The sequence below is a fragment of the Pseudanabaenaceae cyanobacterium SKYG29 genome (assembly GCA_025055675.1).
In the GTDB taxonomy this organism is placed as follows: Bacteria; Cyanobacteriota; Cyanobacteriia; order Pseudanabaenales; family Pseudanabaenaceae; genus M5B4.
The window spans coordinates 107,043-127,335 of record JANWWT010000004.1 but is presented as its reverse complement, the minus strand read 5'-3'; the positions used below and the strand labels follow the sequence as shown (position 1 = coordinate 127,335).

21 protein-coding genes are annotated in these 20,293 nt (G+C 45.7%); 10 read left to right on the top strand and 11 right to left on the bottom strand.

The features are described from left to right. Positions 1-9 precede the first annotated feature (9 nt). From ureA to ureC, 3 genes are read left to right on the top strand one after another with little or no spacing between them, the layout of a single operon-like run. A complete protein-coding gene (ureA, locus tag NZM01_08150) occupies positions 10-315 on the top strand; it encodes an urease subunit gamma (GenBank protein ID MCS6960007.1) in 306 nt (101 codons plus the stop codon). A gap of 4 nt (positions 316-319) precedes the next feature. Then, positions 320-625, top strand: a complete 306-nt coding sequence (locus NZM01_08145; GenBank protein MCS6960006.1) for an urease subunit beta — start codon at positions 320-322, stop codon at positions 623-625. After that, the gene (gene ureC / locus NZM01_08140) at positions 622-2,328 is read left to right on the top strand and encodes an urease subunit alpha (GenBank protein MCS6960005.1); all 1,707 of its coding nucleotides are present in this window, start codon (positions 622-624) and stop codon (positions 2,326-2,328) included. Before NZM01_08145 ends, ureC begins: the two co-directional genes overlap by 4 nt. Here the strand turns inward: ureC and NZM01_08135 are convergent. Genes NZM01_08135 through ureE form a run of 3 tightly spaced genes read right to left on the bottom strand, consistent with a single transcriptional unit; the run spans position 2,320 to position 4,276 of the window. Next, a complete protein-coding gene (locus NZM01_08135; protein MCS6960004.1) occupies positions 2,320-3,150 on the bottom strand; it encodes an urease accessory protein UreD in 831 nt (276 codons plus the stop codon). The genes ureC and NZM01_08135 overlap by 9 nt on opposite strands. Before the next feature lie 5 nt (positions 3,151-3,155). Continuing rightward, positions 3,156-3,821, bottom strand: a complete 666-nt coding sequence (locus NZM01_08130; protein MCS6960003.1) for an urease accessory protein UreF — start codon at positions 3,819-3,821, stop codon at positions 3,156-3,158. After that, positions 3,818-4,276, bottom strand: coding sequence for an urease accessory protein UreE (ureE, locus tag NZM01_08125; protein MCS6960002.1), 459 nt, complete (start codon positions 4,274-4,276; stop codon positions 3,818-3,820). Before ureE ends, NZM01_08130 begins: the two co-directional genes overlap by 4 nt. Before the next feature lie 43 nt (positions 4,277-4,319). Between ureE and ureG the strand changes: the two genes are divergently transcribed. The 6 genes from ureG to urtE all read left to right on the top strand — a co-directional run bounded on the left by ureG (position 4,320) and on the right by urtE (position 10,111). Beyond that, positions 4,320-4,934: an urease accessory protein UreG gene (gene ureG, locus NZM01_08120; protein ID MCS6960001.1), complete on the top strand. Its 615-nt coding sequence runs from the start codon at positions 4,320-4,322 to the stop codon at positions 4,932-4,934. Between the two features lie 147 nt (positions 4,935-5,081). Further along, positions 5,082-6,389, top strand: coding sequence for an urea ABC transporter substrate-binding protein (urtA, locus tag NZM01_08115; GenBank protein MCS6960000.1), 1,308 nt, complete (start codon positions 5,082-5,084; stop codon positions 6,387-6,389). Continuing rightward, positions 6,389-7,540, top strand: a complete 1,152-nt coding sequence (locus NZM01_08110; protein ID MCS6959999.1) for a branched-chain amino acid ABC transporter permease — start codon at positions 6,389-6,391, stop codon at positions 7,538-7,540. Before urtA ends, NZM01_08110 begins: the two co-directional genes overlap by 1 nt. Before the next feature lie 4 nt (positions 7,541-7,544). Next, positions 7,545-8,687 (top strand): urea ABC transporter permease subunit UrtC, encoded by a 1,143-nt coding sequence (urtC, locus tag NZM01_08105; protein MCS6959998.1) that lies wholly within the window; start codon positions 7,545-7,547, stop codon positions 8,685-8,687. Continuing rightward, the gene (urtD, locus tag NZM01_08100; protein MCS6959997.1) at positions 8,668-9,423 is read left to right on the top strand and encodes an urea ABC transporter ATP-binding protein UrtD; all 756 of its coding nucleotides are present in this window, start codon (positions 8,668-8,670) and stop codon (positions 9,421-9,423) included. The genes urtC and urtD overlap by 20 nt, the downstream gene beginning before the upstream one ends. Continuing rightward, entirely contained in the window at positions 9,410-10,111 is a 702-nt protein-coding gene (gene urtE, locus NZM01_08095; GenBank protein ID MCS6959996.1) for an urea ABC transporter ATP-binding subunit UrtE, read from the top strand. The genes urtD and urtE overlap by 14 nt, the downstream gene beginning before the upstream one ends. A gap of 4 nt (positions 10,112-10,115) precedes the next feature. Here urtE and NZM01_08090 read toward each other — a convergent pair whose 3' ends face one another. The 4 genes from NZM01_08090 to NZM01_08075 form a co-directional block, all read right to left on the bottom strand. Then, a complete protein-coding gene (locus NZM01_08090; protein ID MCS6959995.1) occupies positions 10,116-11,240 on the bottom strand; it encodes an ATP-binding protein in 1,125 nt (374 codons plus the stop codon). Then, positions 11,237-14,041, bottom strand: coding sequence for a PAS domain-containing protein (locus tag NZM01_08085; GenBank protein ID MCS6959994.1), 2,805 nt, complete (start codon positions 14,039-14,041; stop codon positions 11,237-11,239). The genes NZM01_08090 and NZM01_08085 overlap by 4 nt, the downstream gene beginning before the upstream one ends. 562 nt (positions 14,042-14,603) lie before the next feature. Further along, positions 14,604-14,957 (bottom strand): response regulator, encoded by a 354-nt coding sequence (locus tag NZM01_08080; protein ID MCS6959993.1) that lies wholly within the window; start codon positions 14,955-14,957, stop codon positions 14,604-14,606. A 91-nt stretch (positions 14,958-15,048) separates the two neighbouring features. Beyond that, entirely contained in the window at positions 15,049-15,564 is a 516-nt protein-coding gene (locus tag NZM01_08075) for a J domain-containing protein (GenBank protein ID MCS6959992.1), read from the bottom strand. A gap of 92 nt (positions 15,565-15,656) precedes the next feature. Between NZM01_08075 and NZM01_08070 the strand changes: the two genes are divergently transcribed. Continuing rightward, a complete protein-coding gene (locus NZM01_08070) occupies positions 15,657-16,529 on the top strand; it encodes a ferritin-like domain-containing protein (GenBank protein ID MCS6959991.1) in 873 nt (290 codons plus the stop codon). On the opposite strand, the gene NZM01_08065 is transcribed toward NZM01_08070, so the two are convergent. The 4 genes from NZM01_08065 to NZM01_08050 are packed head-to-tail and all read right to left on the bottom strand — an operon-like array spanning position 16,530 to position 20,277. Further along, positions 16,530-17,969, bottom strand: a complete 1,440-nt coding sequence (locus tag NZM01_08065; protein MCS6959990.1) for a glycosyltransferase — start codon at positions 17,967-17,969, stop codon at positions 16,530-16,532. Positions 17,970-17,971: 2 nt separating this feature from the next. Continuing rightward, positions 17,972-18,544 carry a HEAT repeat domain-containing protein gene (locus tag NZM01_08060; GenBank protein ID MCS6959989.1) on the bottom strand — a complete coding sequence of 191 codons (573 nt, stop codon included), beginning with the start codon at positions 18,542-18,544 and terminating at the stop codon, positions 17,972-17,974. Positions 18,545-18,571: 27 nt separating this feature from the next. After that, on the bottom strand, positions 18,572-19,936 hold the full coding sequence (gene accC, locus NZM01_08055; protein MCS6959988.1) for an acetyl-CoA carboxylase biotin carboxylase subunit: 1,365 nt from the start codon (positions 19,934-19,936) through the stop codon (positions 18,572-18,574). Continuing rightward, complete coding sequence (locus NZM01_08050; protein MCS6959987.1) at positions 19,933-20,277, bottom strand: VOC family protein; 345 nt, start codon at positions 20,275-20,277, stop codon at positions 19,933-19,935. The genes accC and NZM01_08050 overlap by 4 nt, the downstream gene beginning before the upstream one ends. Positions 20,278-20,293 lie beyond the last annotated feature (16 nt).

Here is a 20,293-nt window from a genome sequence, read left to right as displayed (position 1 = left end):
AGATTGGCAATGCAACTCACCCCCCAAGAAAAAGACAAGTTGTTAATATTTACAGCAGCGTTGTTGGCAGAGCGGCGCAAAAGTAGGGGCATCAAGCTAAATTACCCTGAAGCGGTGGCAATGATTACGGCAGCTATCCTGGAGGGAGCAAGGGAGGGGAAAACAGTGGCACAGTTGATGAGTGAGGGCACTACTATTCTCAAAAGAGCGGATGTGATGGAGGGTGTACCTGAAATGATTGCCGAAGTCCAGGTGGAGGCAACTTTCCCCGATGGCACTAAACTGGTGACTGTGCATCATCCCATCCGAGATTAGAGCTATGATTCCAGGAGAGATTATCACGGGGGAAGGGGATATTATCCTCAATGCAGGCAAACCAACCCTAACTATTACTGTTGCTAACAGGGGCGATCGTCCTATTCAGGTAGGTTCCCATTACCATTTCTATGAGGTAAACAGTGCTCTGGAATTTGACAGAGAGAAAACTAAGGGCATGCGCCTGGATATTCCTGCAGGAACAGCAGTGCGGTTTGAGCCAGGGGATACCAAAGAAGTGACGCTTGTACCCTTTGGGGGAACAAGGGAAATCTACGGGTTTAATGCCAAGGTGGAGGGCAAGCTATGAGCTATCCTATGCACCGCCGCGCTTACGCTGATACTTACGGTCCCACGGTGGGCGATCGGGTACGCTTGGCAGATACGGAGTTATTCATTGAAGTGGAGCAGGACTACACCATCTACGGGGAGGAGGTGAAGTTTGGCGGCGGGAAGGTCATTCGCGATGGCATGGGGCAATCTCCCATCACTAGGGGGGCAGGGGCAATGGATACGGTGATTACCAATGCTCTCATTTTAGATTGGTGGGGTATTGTCAAGGCGGATGTGGGGATCAAGGACGGTAAAATCGCCGCGATCGGTAAGGCAGGCAATCCCTACACGCAAGACGGGGTGACTATCATCATTGGACCAGGCACAGAAATTATAGCCGGCGAGGGTCTAATCCTAACAGCGGGGGGGATTGACTCCCACATTCATTTCATTTGTCCCCAGCAGATAGAGGTGGCGATCGCTTCTGGCATTACTACGATGATTGGGGGGGGAACAGGTCCAGCTGTGGGGACTTGTGCTACTACCTGTACACCAGGAGCATGGCATATCTACCGCATGTTGGAGGCGGCAGAAAGCTTCCCTATGAACTTAGGTTTCTTGGGTAAGGGGAACAGTGCCAAGCCAGAGGGGCTACGGGAGCAAATTCGGGCAGGAGCGATCGGGTTGAAATTACACGAAGACTGGGGCACAACACCAGCGGCGATCGATGTTTGTTTGGGGGTGGCGGAAGAATTTGATGTACAAGTAGCAATCCACACTGATACCCTAAATGAGGCAGGCTTTGTCGAGGATACGATTCGGGCGTTTAAGGGCAGGGTAATTCACACCTATCACACTGAGGGGGCAGGCGGAGGACACGCTCCTGACATCATTAGAATTTGTGGTGAACCAAACGTTTTGCCTTCCTCCACCAACCCCACCCGCCCCTACACGATCAACACCCTGGAAGAACACCTGGATATGTTGATGGTCTGTCATCACCTCGACCCTGCTATCCCTGAGGATGTGGCTTTTGCCGAGTCACGCATTAGAAGAGAAACGATCGCTGCAGAAGACATCCTGCAAGACATGGGGGCTTTCAGTATTATTTCCTCGGATTCCCAAGCTATGGGTAGGATTGGAGAGGTAATTATACGTACTTGGCAGACAGCCCACAAGATGAAGGTACAACGGGGTAGATTGCCAGAAGATGACAGAGCTGATAACTTTCGCGCGCGAAGGTATGTTGCCAAATACACTATCAATCCAGCAATTACCCATGGGATTTCCCGCTACGTGGGGTCGGTGGAGGTGGGTAAATTTGCTGATTTGTGTTTGTGGAAACCTGCCTTTTTTGGCGTGAAACCAGAGATGGTGTTAAAGGGAGGCGCGATCGCTTGGAGTCAGATGGGTGACGCTAATGCCAGTATTCCCACACCGCAGCCTATCCACATGCGTCCCATGTTTGCCAGTTACGGTCGATCGGTCTATCAAACTTCTTTTACTTTTATGTCCAAGATTGCCATAGAAGAAGGAGTACCCCAAATGTTGGGACTGCAAAGACGGGTATTGCCTGTGGAAAACACCCGCACGATCGGGAAGAAAGACCTCAAGTTAAACAATGCGCTGCCTAAGATAGAAGTTGACCCAGAAACCTATGTTGTGCGGGCAGATGGGGAAGTTCTGACCTGCGAACCAGCTAAAGAACTGCCAATGGCACAGCGTTACTTTTTATTTTAATTGCCAGACTCGGGGCAGACAAAGGGAACGGTGGGCATAGAGTGGACGTAGTTTTTGCCACAGGGAGATAAAGTATTGTTTACATTCTGCTGTGGAGTTGCCTCGATAACGACACACTAGACCCTTGAGGAGGCGAGTAATAGCAATGGTGGCTGAGCAATCTGCCAGTAATTCCCGCAGTATAGCCACTAAGTCGGTAGATAATTCTTGCCCGACTAGCCAGAAAGTCCCCAACACAGATTTGCCCGCTAAAGCATTAGGGCTGTGCAAAAAATCAGGTGTGCCTAAAATAAACTGCCGATCGATCCACAGGGGTTGATTTTGACACCAAACTTCGGTGTGACTTTGCCACTTTCCCCCTAAAAATTCCTCACCCCTAGCTGTGCGCCCGAAGCGATAAATATCCCAGCCACAACAGAGAGATTGGGGATGTAAATTGATCAACAATTGTTGATAGAACTGGGCACCACTAAATAAGATTGTCTCCTGGGGGAATAACTCTAGTATGGCATCTTGGTCTAACTGCCAATGGCTGTAATTTAGCTGTTTTAGGTGGGGAGACAAGGATCGATAAATTTTGCCTGCCGTGGCTGTAGTGAGACAGACTTTCGCTCCTGACCCCAGCTGACCATTAAGAGTTAATTTATCCCCTCCTACCATGCCCCCCGCAATATGCAGAGTCACAATATGACACCAGTCTTTGCCTTCAGGATAGAAAGGTCGCTGTAGTTGCCAAGGGGAGGTGACATAGGCGGAAGCTAATATAGTTTCTCCCCCTCGATTTGCCCACTGAGCAATTAACTCGCCCTGCCAGTTCCCCATAGATTTTAACTGCGAAATATGCGACTGTATTGGGTTTCATGGCGCATGCTAGCTAGACCAAGCCCGATCGTACAGCTCTCTAATTCCACCTCCGTCAGTAAAATCGCCCCAGTCTGTGCCTGAATCAGTTGATGCAAATCAAATAGGATTTTCTGCCCCTCCGTTTGCCCGATCGGGATTGCCTTGATTGCGGCACTGATAATATTGGCAGACCAAGTAAACAGGAAAATGGACAAGCTTTCTTCCAGAGAAATACCCCAGTGATAGGCAGTAATAGCAAAAGCTACCACATAATTACAGGGAGTTAGGTTAATAGCTAAACTAGGGGGAAACTGACCCATATCCTGTAATAATTTAATGAGGGCACTTCCCATTTGCCAACTTTGGTAGCGCAATTCTTCTGTATCCCTTTGGGCGGATAACCAGTTATTCCAGTAAATTAGGTGGTCAATATCAAAATCAACTACCAGGGGATAAATTAGTTTTAGTATCCGCCCATCCAAGCTAACAGAACCATAGCACAATTCATGGCGCAGCCACCGATCGAGGTCAGCCCCATTTTTAATTACCCCCTCCTCTACCAACCACTCAATCCCTTCTGAATAGCTATAGGCACCGATCGGTAAAGCAGGGCTAGCCAATTGTAAAGCGGCGAGAAAACTGTTGTTCAATGGTGATGGTGATATGCGCCTACTTCTGGGTAAAAGGGTACTATCTCTTCCTCCACAGTTAAACCCATCTCTTGTAACATTTCCGCTATGACGGGATCGGGAGGAAAACGTAGCCAGGTCTCACTAATTTGCAGAGGCACATGCCGATTGCCTAAATGATAGCTAGCTCGCAAAAGTTGTAGAGGACTACTAGCCCTAACTGTCATGACCGGCTCTGGTCGGGGGGCAACTCTGAGTACCAAATCCCGATCGGGAATATGCACCAAATCTTCATCATGCAGATAAATCCCCCTCGGCAACTCAAAGTAGAATTGCTCCCCTGCTTCTGTCTGCCAACCCAAAATGCGCTTGCGTCTTTCCTCTGCTGTTAAGTTAAGAGTACCGTCAACCTCAACAAGGCTGTCATGTTCTAGGAGAACAGCAGCAAATGTAGCCATCTTTACCCACTCATACATTTCTCCTCACTAAAATACACCATATAGGGTTTGAGGAAAACGTATGGGCATTCTCCATGTGGGCATCGCCGGACCAGTGGGGTCAGGGAAAACAGCACTAACAGAAGCACTCTGCAAATCTTTACGCGATCGTTACAACATTGCTGTCGTCACCAATGACATCTACACAAAAGAAGATGCCCAGTTTTTGGTGCGTGCCCAAGCCCTCAGCCCCGATCGGATTATTGGCGTGGAAACAGGTGGCTGTCCCCATACTGCTATCCGTGATGATGTGTCCATTAATTTGGCAGCAATTAACACCCTGGAAAAGCAATTCCCCGACCTAGATGTGATTTTTGTGGAAAGTGGAGGTGACAATCTTTCTGCTACCTTTAGCCCCGAACTGGTTGATATAACTATCTTCGTGATTGATGTTGCTGCTGGTGACAAAATTCCCCGTAAAGGCGGTCCTGGGATTACCAAGTCCGACTTGTTAGTCATCAACAAGATTGACCTAGCACCCTACGTAGGAGCAGATTTGGCAGTCATGGAGAGAGATGCACGCAAGATGCGTAAAGATAAGCCCTTCGTCTTTACCAACCTTAAAACTGGTACAGGCCTAGATTCAGTCATCAACTTTCTCTCCCAGTTCTTGCCCCAACCTGTGGTCAAAGCGTAAATCTTTCGGTAATTGGTATCATATGATACCACTATCTTAGTTCATTTCCCTAATCATCTTCCTAAACTTGTTTACATGATCCTTTGCTCAATGCAGGTGTGGACAAGACAAGTTTGTTTTTATCGTTGCGAGGAGAAAAATTAGCCCATGACTTCTTTTAATCGTCGTCGGTTTCTGCTGTCTGGCTCTTTGCTGGTGGGGACAAGTTTACTGATCAAAGCCTGCGGCACTCAACAGGGAGGAACTCCTACCCAAACCTCTACTCCTAGTACTCCTGGGGGCGCCACAAGTGGTGACGTAATCAAGGTAGGGATTTTACACTCCCTGAGTGGAACAATGGCAATCAGTGAAAAGAGTGTGGTAGATGCAGAGTTAATGGCGATCGAGGAAATCAATGCCGCTGGGGGGGTCTTGGGCAAAAAGATTGAACCGATCGTGGAAGATGGTGCTTCGGATTGGCCCACGTTTGCTGAAAAGGCACGGAAGTTAATTGATCAGGACAAGGTGGCAACTGTGTTTGGTTGCTGGACTTCTGCTAGTCGTAAAGCTGTCTTGCCTGTGTTTGAAGAGAAAAACCACATGCTGTGGTATCCCGTGCAGTATGAAGGGCAGGAATGTTCTAAGAATATCTTTTACACAGGTGCAGCGCCAAATCAGCAGATTGAGCCCTCCGTGGACTGGCTGCTAGAGAATAAGGGTAAGGAGTTTTTCCTGGTTGGTTCTGACTACGTTTTCCCTCGCACAGCTAACACGATTATCAAAGCGCAGCTGGCAGCCAAGGGTGGCAAAGTGGTAGGAGAGGACTATATTCCCCTGGGGAGTACGGAAGTAACACCAATCATTACAAAGATCAAGGCAGCTCTACCCAATGGCGGCGTGATTTACAACAGTCTCAATGGCGACAGTAATGTTGCTTTTTTCAAACAGTTACAGGGGGCAGGTTTGGGTCCGGATAAATACCCGTCTATGTCCGTCAGTATTGCGGAAGAAGAAGTAAAGGCGATCGGGGTGGAATTTCTCAAAGGTCACTTTGCTGCTTGGAATTATTTCCAAACAGTGGACACGCCTGCTAGCAAGAAGTTTGTGGAGAGTTTCAAGGCTAAGTACGGTGCTGACCGCGTGGTTAATGACCCTATGGAAGCTGCTTATATCATGGTCTATCTGTGGAAGCAAGCTGTGGAGAAGGCAGGTACATTTGAGGATTTAGAAAAAGTGCGCCAAGCTGCCTACGGTCAAGAGTTTGATGCTCCTGAGGGTAGAATCAAGATGCACACTAACCATCACATTTCTAAGTTTGTGCGGATTGGTCGTGTGCGGGATGACGGTCTGTTTGATATTGTCTTCTCTACAGATAAGGCAGTCGATCCTGTGCCCTGGAATCAGTATGTAGCAGAAACCAAGGGCTTTGCCTGTGATTGGTCTGATCCAGCTAAGGGAGGTAAGTACAAGATTTAATGGAATTATTGAGTGGAGCATTTAACGGCATCGCTACAGGGTCAGTTTTACTCCTAGCAGCTCTCGGTCTAACGATCGTGTTTGGGCTGATGGGAGTTATAAACATGGCTCATGGCGAGCTAATGATGCTAGGTGCTTACACCACTTTTGTTGTGCAAAATGTCTTTAAGGGTTTGGGGCAGCCCTGGCAGGAGAGTTATGTATTCTTCGCTTTATTGGCTGCCTTTTTTGTGACAGCTCTGTTTGGGCTGGTTTTGGAACGATCGGTTATTCGTTTTCTTTATGGCAGACCATTAGAGACGCTTTTGGCTACCTGGGGTGTAAGTTTGATACTGCAGCAGTTTGTCCGCAGTGTGAACTGGGTGCTGGTCATCGGTATAGTCTTGTTTTTGGTTTTGTTCGGGGGGGCTATCTTTCTTGCCCAGAAGTTAAGGCGTTTGGTGCCGTCTTGGGCTAGGGCAGTGTTGTTCTGTCTGTCCCTGGCTATATCTTTGGTCACAGGGGCGTTTCTCAGTCAGAGATTCGGTCTAGCTGTCAACAAGCCCTGGTTTGGTGCCCAGAACGTGGATGTTACTGCTCCTGCTTGGCTGCGATCGGGTTTGCGGGTGAGTGAAAACTTACAACTGCCCTACACCAGAATTTTCATCATTGTCTTAACGGTTCTTTGTCTAGCAGGGATGTGGTTGTTCTTGCAGAAATCACCCTGGGGTTTACGCATTCGCGCAGTGACGCAAAATCGCAGTATGAGTGCCTGTCTGGGAATCAATACCGATCGAGTAGATGCATTAACCTTTGCGATTGGTTCGGGTTTAGCAGGGATTGCAGGATGTGCTGTTAGCTTTCTCGGTTCTGTGGGACCAAACACAGGGCAAAACTACATCGTGGATACTTTCATGGTGGTAGTGGTGGGGGGTGTGGGCAATCTCTGGGGCAGTGTAGTAGCGGCTTTGGCAATTGGTACGATTAACTATCTCTTGGGTTCAGGGACGATTGCTAACCTAGTGAAATCAATTCCTGGCGTGTTTGAGTTCTTTAGTTTTTTTGCTACTACCAGCATGGCAAAGGTTATGTTATTCGCTCTCATTGTGGCATTTTTACAATATCGACCAGCAGGTTTATTCCCGCAAAAAGGACGGACAGTGGAGACTTAGGGCTATGAAACCAGAACAGAAAAAAATATTGATAGAAGTGGGAGTTGTTCTGGGTGTAGCACTGTTATTTATATTTGTGATCCCGCCGATTTTGGTGGCAGTGGGACAGGGGTTCCGCGTGAATTTATTGGGTAGATTTTTTGCTCTTGCGATCGTGGCATTGGCGATCGATTTAATTTGGGGTTATACAGGTCTTTTGAGTTTGGGGCATGGGGTATTTTTTGGTTTGGGGGGCTACGCCTTTGCCATGCACTTAAAGTTGCAATTTCCCCCTGGTACGGATATACATTTACCTAGTTTTATGCCTCTCTACGGCGTGACTGAATTACCCTGGTTCTGGCGACCGTTTTTCTCTTTTCCTTTTACTCTCCTAGCAGTTGTGTTAGTCCCTGCTGTATTGGGGGGACTAATTGGCTATTTGATTTTTCGTAATCGGATCAAGGGGGTATATTTTTCCATCCTCACCCAAGCTTTGACAATTATATTTTTCAACTTCTTTAATGGACAGCAGAAATTAATCAATGGTACCAATGGGCTGACAGATTTTCAAACTCTGTTTGGCATGAAAGTAAGTTCTCCCGAAATGCAGAGGTGGTTCTATATACTCACGATCGTGTTTTTAGTTTTTGCCTATGCCCTCTGTCGGTGGCTGACTAGTGGCAGATTTGGGCGCTTATTAGTAGCGATTCGTGACGATGAACCGCGAGTAAGGTTTACTGGTTATAACCCCACTTCTATCAAGGTGTTTGTCTTTGCTGTGTCGGCAGCTTTAGCAGGTATAGCTGGTGCTCTTTATACTCCTCAAACAGGTATCATTTCTCCCAAAGCAATGGATATTGCCTTTTCCATTGAGATGGTAATCTGGGTGGCGGTGGGTGGTAGAGCTTCTTTGGTCGGGGCAATTTTGGGGACACTGGTGGTCAACTTTGCTAAGAGTCTTTTGAGTGAGACATTTCCGCAGGTTTGGCTTTTCTTCCAGGGGGGATTGTTTTTGTTAATCGTCATGTTACTGCCAGATGGGGTAGTGGGTTGGTTGCGCACCCAGGGACTAGAACTGTGGGAGAAAATGACAGGCAAGCGAGAACTTTTTACTTATCCCAAACTGGAATTAGAAATGGATGAGAGGTATGAACATCCTGGAGATTGAACATTTAACTGTTAGTTTTGATGGCTTCAAGGCTCTCAATGACCTCAACTTTTCCATGGAAGCGGGGGAACTGCGGACGATTATTGGTCCTAATGGCGCAGGTAAAACTACCTTCCTAGATGTTATTACTGGTAAGGTCAAACCAACAAGTGGGGAAGTACGTTTCCAGGGTAAGGACATTAGTCGTTATAGTGAATTTGAGATTGCTAGAATGGGGGTAGGCAGAAAGTTTCAGACTCCCCGTATTTATCTTAATCTATCAGTGCGAGAGAATTTGGAACTAGCAAAAAATCCCTACAAGGACCTGTGGCACACTTTATTTCGTCCTACTTCAGTTGTGGAAAAACGATCGGTGGATGAACTGCTTTCTTTTATTGGTCTGGCACCCAAAGCCCATTGGCAAGCAGGTCTGCTATCCCACGGTGAAAAGCAATGGTTGGAGATTGGTATGTTAGTGGCGCAGTCCCCTGATTTGTTGCTGGTTGATGAACCTGTGGCGGGCATGACTGATGAAGAGACGGAAAAGACGGGTAATTTGTTACTTTCCCTGGCGGGTGATCATTCGATTATTGTGATTGAGCACGACATGGAGTTTGTCCGTCAGATAGCCCAAAGAGTGACAGTTTTACATCAGGGTGCTGTTTTGTGTGAGGGGTCAATGGCAGAAGTGCAAAATGATCAGCGTGTTATTGAAGTTTATCTAGGAGCGCAGGAGGAAGAGGATGCTCACCATTAGTAATTTAGATGTTTTCTATGGTGAAAGCCATATCTTGCGGCAAGTCGATCTCCATGTCAATCCTGGGCAAATTGTCTGTTTGATTGGTCGTAACGGTGTTGGTAAAACCACTTTACTAAAAACAATCATGGGTCTGCTGTCACCCAGAGCCGGGGATATAAAGTTTCAAGACCGATCGATTTTATCCCTTAAGCCCTATGCGAGAGCGCAGTTAGGCATTGGCTACGTTCCCCAAGGCAGAGAAATTTTGCCCCGTCTGACCGTAAGAGAGAATTTACTGTTAGGCTTAGAAGCCCAGAAAAATGGCAAGGTAGATGTGGAAGAGGCGCTAGCAGAAGTCTTTCAGTTGTTCCCGGTCTTAGCGTCTATGCAAAATCGCCGTGGCGGTGACCTCAGCGGTGGACAACAACAGCAACTAGCGATCGGGAGAGCACTCCTGGGCAATCCCCAACTCCTCTTGATGGATGAACCAACAGAAGGAATTCAACCTTCCATTATTTTAGAAATTGAAGCAGCAGTGCGCAGTATAGTCAGCAAACGAGGAATTGGTATTCTGCTAGTGGAGCAGCACTTACACTTTGTTAAACAGGCAGATTATTATTACGCTATGCAAAAGGGTGGTATAGTAGCTTCTGGTAGCACCGATAGCTTGAGCAGGGAGATTATACAGTCGTACTTGTCCGTCTAGTCTACTACACAGCGGGGAGAAAAGACGCACACTCTACTAGTGGCAGGCTCACCCTCACTGTAGTGCCTACGTTAACAGTGGAATCGATCGTTATCTCACCGCCACAGGCATCAACGCACATTTTCACGATCGCTAAACCCAGACCAGTACCCGGAATATCAGCAACATTGGTTCCTCTTTGAAATGCTTCGAAGATATGTTCTAAAGAAGCAGCAGGGATACCAATGCCGTTATCTCTGATAGTAAAGGTTACAGACTTTGCGGTAATGTCCAAGCTGAAAAAGACAGTACCTCCTCCTGGGGAATACTTGACCGCATTGGATAGCAAATTACCAAGCATTCTTTGCAAAAGCATCTGATCCACCAACACAACTACTTCTCGATCAATATTGACATTAAAGGAAATATTGTATCTATCTCCTGCGCAGGTTTGTACCTCATCCCGTAATTGTCGACAAAGCTTAACTAATTCTGTAGGCATAGGATTGAGCGCTAAACGCTCTGATTCTAAACGTTGAATTTGCAATACATCATCCAATAGTTGACGGATATTTTCTACTCCTTTGTGAATCCGATCGAAATACCTCTGTTTATGGGGATGTTGGACATTAGCAAAGGTAGATTCTAAAATGTGAGCAGCAAAAGCAATTTGCGTTAGGGGAGAACGAATATCATGGATAGCGGTAGCAAAAAATCTGGTTTTGACTTGCCGTAACTCTTCTTCCTTGCGTAAAGCTAAAGCTAGATTAGACTCTGCTTCATAACGAGCAAGAGCAATCTCTATAGCTACATGGAGGTCCTTTTCTTGAAACGGTTTGACTACATAACCAAAAGGTTTCGTTTGGCTTGCTCGCTCAATGGTCACAACATCTGCATGCGCTGTTAGAAACACTACGGGAATACTGTATTTTTGTCGTAAAACTTCTGACAGAGTAACACCATCCATTTCCCCTGCTAAACGAATGTCACAGAGGACAAGGTTGGGTTTGTTTTGTTCCACCAAGCATAGGGCTTCTTCTGCCGTAGTGACACTCCCAAATAATGTGTATCCTAGACGACAGATTGTATTTTCAATATCCATAGCCACCACTGCTTCGTCTTCCACAATCAAGATTGCTGGTTTGTTCATGGGCTTTGGGGAAACGTGATGGTAAAAATTGCACCCCCATCATAACCTATCTCTAGGTGACCATGCAATTGCTGTACTAACCTCCCTACCAAACGCAGCCCTAAAGAAGTAGAAGATTGTAGATTAAAATTAGGGGGTAAGCCTACACCATCATCTGCCACCTGCAAGTAGTACTGACTAGCAGACAGGTAAAAACTTAAGGTAACTTTACCCCTTTCTCTCCCGCTAAATGCATATTTGAGACAATTACTAACTAGCTCATTGACAATTAACCCACAGGGAATCAGTCGATCCATTTCCAGTTGTAAATCCACTACCTGCAAACTTAGCTCAATATTCCGTCTGTAGGCATTATAGGTTTGCCAGAGATAGTCAGTTAATTCACGGAAATAAATGCTAACTGGAATTTGACTAAGGTCATCCGATCGGTATAAACGTTCATGGATTAGTGCCATTGATTGAATGCGGTTTTGGCTGTCTTGTAAAGCTATTTTTACCGAGTCATCCAGGATATTTTCCACTTGTAAACGGAGTAAACTGGAAACAATTTGGAGGTTATTTTTTACTCTGTGGTGTACCTCCTTCAGCAGTGTTTCTTTTTGTCTTAATTCTGTTTGCAGCAGTAACATTAACTCTTTCTCTTTGGCTAACTGCCTTTCTAAAAATTCTTGAGATTTTTGCAAAGCTGCTGTTCGCTGGGTAACTAAAGCTTCTAACTCCGATTCAAAAATTTTCCGATCGGTGACATCTGTGATTATGGTATCCCACACGACAGCACCACTATCCAGTCTATGGGGAACACCCACACCAGTAACCCATTTGAGCATATCATCCCTTGTCCGTGTACGCCAGTCATGCTTCCAAGTAGTCAGTGACTCTGCTGATTTGCGAATACTAGCACGCAGCATTGGTATATCTTCCTCTAGGGTGCAAGCCCACAGTTTACTCACATCTGTTAAGGCTTCCTCAGGAGGAACACCCCATAAATCGATAGAGCCAGGGCTAATATAAAGCAATCCGTCTGAGCCGTCGGGATAGAGAATGTAGCGTAGAATTACCCCAGGAATGTTGTTAGCTATTGCACGGAATCTTTCTTCACTAGCGACAAGTTCTGCCTCAAACTCATGTTTGGCAATGGCAATGCTCACAATGTCAGCCAAGCTTTTAGCAAAATCTAATTCATATTTTTTGAATATATGGTTGTCATGAAAGTAGGCTACTATTGTACCAATTGCCTGATCATCTTTGGCTAGAATTGGGACTGACCAGCAAGACCGAAAATTGTATTTTTCTGTGAGGGACAAAAACTGCTTGTATCTTGTATCGCTAGCAATGTCATAGACCATAACTGCTTGCTTACGAGCAACAGCACTGCCACAGGCTCCTGTCCCTTCCTCTAAGAGGAGATTATCCACTGCCTTCAAGTAATCAGCACCTATTTTGGTAGAAGTCTTGCTTTTGATTGCTTTAATCCTGGAGTGTTCTGTTAGCAGAATACACCCAATTGAACCATAAACTTCTTTTTCCAGTGTATTAATTGTCTCCATCAGTATCTCATCTAAAGCTCGACCGCTGGCTATAAGTTTTAGTAAATAATTTTGTGACTTGAGGGAGTTTTCCAAATACTTCCGATCGGTTATATCAATCGTAATACCTGCTATATAATGGTGGAAACTCTCTGCCTTGGATAGTAACCACCTAACACTGCCGTCCCTGAGCTGTATCCTATACTCTAGTTCTAAAGGGCTTCCCCCTGCAGCTGCTGCTAGTTCTTCTCTGAACAGTTCTCGATCGTCGGGATGCAATATTTGTTCAAACATGGCATAACTTGGTTCCACGTACTGTGGTATTTCCATAAGTTGATATTTCTGTTTACTCCACACAATACGGTTATCAAAAACATGCCATTCCCAAGTACCTACTTGATTCAACTCCAAAATCAGCTGCAAACGTTTGTTACTCTCTTCTAAAGCCCTATTAGTCTCCTCTAAGGCTATTTCTACTAGTTTCCGATCGGTAATATCAATTACAGAACCATATGCCTTGACAGCTTTACCATTCTCCCTCAGTATATTGTAAGCAGTCTCGGTGTACTTAATGGTTCCATCAGGCAGCAAAAACCTCATCTCAATTTTGTCGGTGGCATCTGGTTCTATTCCTTGAATTTTTCTACTAATAGCCTCTTTATATAACCTCAAGTCGTCTGGGTGAATTCTACCTTCAATTTCTGCTTTGCTAGGTGCTTTGGATGATATAGGAAACCCAAAGATGCGGAATGTCTCTTCTGACCACTCCACCCGATCGCCATCCAGTTCATATTCCCAATATCCGACCTGAGCTAATCGTTGTGCCTCTGCTAGCATTTGTTGGCTACGTTGTAAGCTAAGTTCTAATTTCTTCCGATCTGTAATATCCTGTACTACTCCGAATAATTTAATTACCTTACCGTTTTGATCCTTAACAGCTTCGGCATTGCAAACTACAAATTTATGGCCACCGTCTCTAGTGATAACTCTGTGTTCAACTTGGAATCCTATACCTTCAGTTATAGCCCTGTACAATTTAGTTTCTATCTGCTGCCATTCAGTAGTGGGAATCATTAACTTGTACTCTTCTAAACTAGGTGGACCAAGAGCTGGGTCTAGTTCGAAGATTGAGAAGACTTCTTCTGTCCACAGGAGTTCTCTAGCCGGCAGTCTATATTCCCATACTCCCATCCTAATTGTTTTCTGCGCCTGACTCAGAATTTTGTTTTTTTCCTGTAATTGTTGTTTCTCTAATTCGTATTCTTGAGCTACCATGAGAGAAGATAGGGATACTAAGCTACTAATGATAAGCAAAGAGAAGTAGATATCCAGTTTGTATGTATAAATACTAAAGTTCTGTGTGACTGAACTGGGAAAGAGAAGGTCTATAATCAGGCAGAGGAAGATAAATATTAGGTTGCCGAGGAGAACAATCCATCTGGGACGCAGTAAAAATGTAAAGTACTGTATGAGAGCAATTATGATAAGCTGAACCCTCCCCAATATGCCACCACTGCGCCACCAAATTACAAATTGAGAAAGATAAATTAGAATAAATTGAGATAGAACTAGGTATTTGAACCATCTGCGGTGCAAACGGTAGCGGCTTAACCAAAATCCCACTAGGAAACATATGCTATTTAGAAGTGTAAATGACCTTATGTAAATATCGAGATGCAAGCTAATATTAGCTACCAATCTCACTAGACTAAAGAGCAAAGCTATGAGGGAACAAATATGAAAGATGCGCTGTTGTAAGGTAAAACGGTCTGGCGACCCTATAAGATGATCTAGTATCTTTTTAACCATACACTTCTCAGTAAGTTGTTACTGTAATCTAACTCATAGTTAGCTGTTTTACTAGGTCTATTAACTGACGAGGATGAAACGGCTTGGATAATACACCATCTACCAAACTTCTGATTTCTTCCTCTGGAATGGAACCACTGCAAATAACAAAAGATGCTTGTTTTAAGCTGTCCTCCTGTCGTAGTCTGTTAATAACTTCTACACCACTCATATCTGGTAGGTTAATGTCGGCAATCATCACCTCTGGTAATTCCCGTAAGGCAGTATTAATACCTGTGTTACCATCATTACACTCGAAGACTGTATAACCAGCTTCTGCCAAAATGTAAGCCATATCTGTGCGAATTATCGGGTCGTCCTCAATTACTACAACCTTAGTCATAGCTCTAACACTTCTGACTAACAAGTTGACAAATTAAATTATATACAAAAATTATATATAAACCAATAGCTACCCGCCTAGAACTAAAACATTACTTAATGTTCTGTAGTAGGTATTCGTAGGCAGCTTGGATTCTCCGAAATTTTTCGGCATCGCCCCCCCGATCGGGATGGTTTTGTAGTGCCTGACGGCGATAAGCCTGTTTTAATTCTGCTATGGTAAATGGATAATCTAAATTAAGAATATCTAAGTAGGGTACCAGACGACGGGGTTTGGTGAGAAAATCAGTAAAATTCCAACTGTTTTCTTTGACGTAAAATCTTGTGCCGATCCCCTCTTCCCATTCAATGCTGCCTTTTTCTTCCAAGGTAAAACGATCGAGGGGAATGCGAAATGGTCTCCCCCACTGGTCACAAAAGGCTTTGGCTTCCCCTAAGTTAGGGCGGTATTCTCCCTCAGCAATCCATACTGTAGTATCTGTTAACTCCAAAATCCGATGTTGTGCTACCCATAAAATCCGCTGTTGACGGTAGGCATCGAAGCCCAAGGAGACTCCATACAAAAACTTCAGTCCTGCTAAGGAATAGTTGATGGGAGTGGGTTTCATTGTGTCAACTAGTACGCACCTCTATGTCTCTGTGCAGAATCAACAGGTAAGTGGATTTTGTATAATTATAACACCATCTTTATCCATTTGCTATGACTGTCACCTATCCTCGTAAATTTCGTAATCAATTGAGTGCCCATGACATTTTGTCCCAGGTGGTCAAGAATCGGGAGTTGCATCTAGTGACTCTCAATCGCTATCGTTTCAATGAACAGCGCAGTTGTAAAGACCTGACTAATTTGATTGAAACTTTGAATGGTCAACCGCGGGAATTAGTGAAAGACCTCTCCCATCATATCAAGGATGAGGCTAATCATGCGGAATGGTTGACAGATTTGCTCTATGAACTAGGCGCTGATCTGGGCACTCCCCCTGGTGTCTCCTATATCGACAATTTTGAACGGCTGTTGGGCTATTCCACTATTTCTGATAAAGAAACTGGTGTGATCGAAGCGCTGGCAGCGATCAACGTGACGGAAAAACGGGGTTGTGAGTATTTCTCTGCCCATATCAAGGTTCTGAAAGAGAATCCCAGCCCTGAGAATGATAAAATCCGTGCCACGATCGAACGCATTATGCCAGAGGAGGCGGCTCATGTGCGCTGGGGGAATCGTAAGTTGGCGGAAATCGCTAAACAAAGCCCCGCAATGAAACAGAAGGTAGAACAGGCAAAACAAAAGTATATGGCGATCGAGCAAGCGGCTTATGAGTCGGGTATGGATATTTTGGCGGGAGCTGAGTTGCGGCGGATTGACCATCTGCTCAAGATTGCTGAGACTTTGCCTGTGTGGGAGCGTCCTCAGTACCTACTTAAGAGTTTGCCTGATGCTCTCTTTGATGGGGAATTGCAAAAGACAAGATGGGAACTTCTCCAGAAGGCTTGGCAGAGAGACCCTGCCCAGTTCTTCCAAAATCTCTTGCCTATGTTCCTGTCTGGTCAACTCTCAGTAAGGAAGTCTGCCTAGTTATTCTGTTGTCAGTCCTATCCGTCTTTTTAGGGCAATCCATTTCATTCGTAACTGCCAAAATTTGCTAGATTCCATCGCCCTTATGGTGTTCTCTGCCTGCGCAAGGGCGGTGTTTTTTTCTCTCAGTTTCTCTAGCGTCTCCTGTAACTGTCTGACTTTTTCATCCCGATCGTTTGTTAGCTCTTGGTTAATTTTCTGTAGCTCTGCGTTGTCTGTCTGCAACTGTTGTACTTTCCCTTGTAAATAGGTAATCTGTGCCTGTTGGGAAGCGACTAAACTATTGCTCTCCGCCAGTTGGGCTTGGGTCTGCCTGAGATTCCGATCGATGTCTTGCAATTGTTGGACAAGGTCTTGTACTTGTGTAACGGTGGTCTGATATAGATGATGTACTTTTTCCAGTTCTTGGCTCAGGTCTTGGATTTTGGCTTCTGCCTGGGTGAGGGCTTGAAAGGCTGTTTGTGCTTCTGTTAACTTCCTATGAGCTTCTGTCAGTTCCCTGCCCAGCTCTTGTACCCGTTCTCCTAACTTTTCGTTATTTGTACCTAACTGGGTGATTTTGGCATTTAGCTCCTGATTGTCTCGGCGCAGTTGATAGAGTTCAGCACTGACTTCCGTGATTTGGGCATTGCATTTGTCGGCTACTGCTTTCTTTATTTGGGGTGAGAGAAATTCATAGTCGGCGTGACTGAGCATCTTGAAAAATAACCGCCAGGAATCTAACCAGGCAACTGCAGAATTACTATTAGTCTGACTAAACTGTTGACGGTGAATCCGAAACTGGGCTAAAACCCGATCCCTAAAGCCAATTTGATAATGACCCATGATCCGCCACCACATATCTAAATCAATCAGTTGTTGGAATTGGGGGTCAAAAGTGCCTATCCGATCGAAGACAGTCTTAAGAATTAGGGTGTTAGTTGGTTCACCAATTTTGTTCAGAGGATCATTGAATAACTGGGGGTCTTGTAGTAAGTTATAGCCGTAGTTAATTGTTTCTAATTTTGTCCATTGACTTGCTACATCAGCATAAATATCGTCTATCCTAGTGTCATCGCTAAATAATAACTGCCGCCGACAAAATACCATGCCTAACTTCCTGTGGGGATTGTGCTCAAATATGCTCACTAACTCACTCACACAGTCTGGGTGCAGCTGATCGTCCTGTAGTAAAAATTTTATATATTTCCCCTGCGCCTGGGCTATACAGTAGTTCCAATTGTGACCTAGACCAAAACGATCGTGACGATAAATTCTGTAGGGAATATCACTGTTACTTAAAATTTCTTCGGCAATCGTTAAAGTGCAATCGGTGGAGTCATCATCCGAAATAATTATTTCCAGGGGGCGATAGGTTTGGTGGATGGCAGAATGGAGAGTGGCGGCGATAAATGGCGCACCGTTAAATGTGGGAATACAAATGCTAACAAGGGGTGGCATGGTCACAAAAAATATTGGCGGGCTGCTTGGACACGAGCACGGATGCGGGGAGAGGGATCATCTGCATATTGATTAAGCAAGTTCAGGGCTTCTTCCCGTTTGTGACTCTTAGCTAGGGGAGCTAGACTGCCGATCGCTGTCTCTCGTAAAATGGGGTCATCTCGATTGACAATCACTTGACAGGCTTCATACAATTCATCCCAGGCTTCCAGTTCAATTAGGGCAGCTAGAATTGAAGCACTCACTAACCAATGGTCGTCAGTGTGCACTGCTAGCAAAAGGTGGGAAGCACTGGCTTTGCCAAATAAAGAAAGGGAGTTAGCTGCTTCTGCCCGCACATTGGGGGTGTTATCTAATTTCATCAGTTGTAAAAGAGTAGCAAATGATTCGGGGGTTTGATGTTTACCTAATTCCCGCGCTACAAAAGAACGCACCAAGAATTCAGGGTCATTGACTTGCTGCATCAACAAGGGCAGAGCAATTTCCGTGGGGCTATTACCCAGTGCCTGCACTGCTTTTAACCGATACTGGAAGTCCTCTTGCCGTAAGTTAGCCTCAATCTCTGCTAGTTCCATCTTTACCCCTCCTCCTTTCCCATCATACTACAAGCTAAATTCTGGGTTTCTAGCCATAAACTCGGCAACGAAATTGGTGAATACTTTGCCACTCTGGAATTTCTCATCAGCCAAGATGGCGCGGTGAAAACCGATCGTGGTCGGTACACCAGTAATCACACATTCTGAGAGGGCACGTTTCATCCGCACAATGGCAGCGGGGCGGTCTTGCGCCCAGACTATCAGTTTACCTAGGAGAGAATCATAATAGGGGGGGATTTCGTAGTCAGTATAAATGTGGGAATCCATGCGTACACCAGGTCCCCCAGGCGGTAAATAACCGCGAATAATACCTGGGCTGGGGCGAAAGTTATGGCGGGGGTCTTCTGCATTGAGGCGACATTCGATGGCATGCCCCCGCAGCACTATATCTTTCTGGGTCAAACGCAGTCTTTCTCCCATTGCCACCCGAATTTGTTCTGCCACTAGGTCAATGCCTGTAATCATCTCTGTTACGGGATGCTCCACCTGAATGCGGGTGTTCATCTCCATAAAATAATATTTCTGGTCTTTGTCTAGGAGAAATTCGATCGTGCCTACCCCTACGTAGTTGATGCTTTTGGCGGCTTTGACAGCATCGTTGCCCATTTTGATTCTCAAGTTTTGACTAAGAGCAGGGCTAGGGGCTTCTTCTATCAGTTTTTGATGGCGACGCTGCACGGAACAATCCCGCTCCCCTAGGTGAATGACGTTACCGTAGGCATCGGCAAGAATTTGAAATTCAATGTGCCGCGGTTCTTCGATCAGTTTTTCAATGTATACCCCCCCGTTACCAAAGGCAGCTTCTGCTTCTCCCTGGGCGGCTTTTAGGAGCGTACCTAGTTCCTCGGGTGTCCGCACGATGCGCATGCCTCTCCCCCCTCCCCCCGCCGTGGCTTTCAAGATAATGGGGTAGCCAATCCGATCGGCGACTTTGCGGGCTTGCTCTTCACTTTCAATCAGTCCATCGCTCCCTGGAATGGTGGGTATGCCTGCCCGTTGCATCGTCTTCTTGGCAGTGGATTTGTCTCCCATCGCGGCAATGGCGGCAGGGGATGGTCCAATAAACAATAACTTGTGATCGGCACAGATTTCGGCAAAGCGGGCGTTCTCTGACAAAAAACCATAGCCAGGATGAATAGCAGTGGCTCCCCTGCTCAAAGCAGCAGCAATGATGTTGGGAATGTTGAGGTAACTTTTGGAACTGGGGGGTTCACCAATGCAGACTGCTTCTGTCGCTAGTTGCACAGGCAAAGAGTTCCGATCGGCTTGGGAGTAAACTACTACCGTCGGAATGCCCATTTCTTCACAGGTGCGCAGGATACGGAGAGCTATTTCCCCGCGATTAGCAATCAGGATTTTCGGTGTCGTCAAGGCTCGTAGAGAAATTCGATCGTGTTATTGTCTAAATCTTTACTATAAAACGAAGCGGTGCCGTCGCGATGTCCATGAATTTCCCCTACCAGTACTCCCGCTGCTTTCAGGCGTTGGTGATGGGCTTCTAGTTCCGATCGGTCCTTAAAAATAAAGCCAAAGTGGGGTCCCGCCCCCCGATACTCAGGTCCTAGGAGAGCTAAACCGTCATCCCCTGCTTTCAAATATGCCCAGTCTTGGTCTTGCCAGACTAGTTCCATCCCCAAGAGCTGGTAAAACTCGATCGCCTTAGGAATGTCTTTGACGCAGATAGCAGTGTGCCCCATGCGGTGTAGCTTCATGGCTGGTAGTTATCTG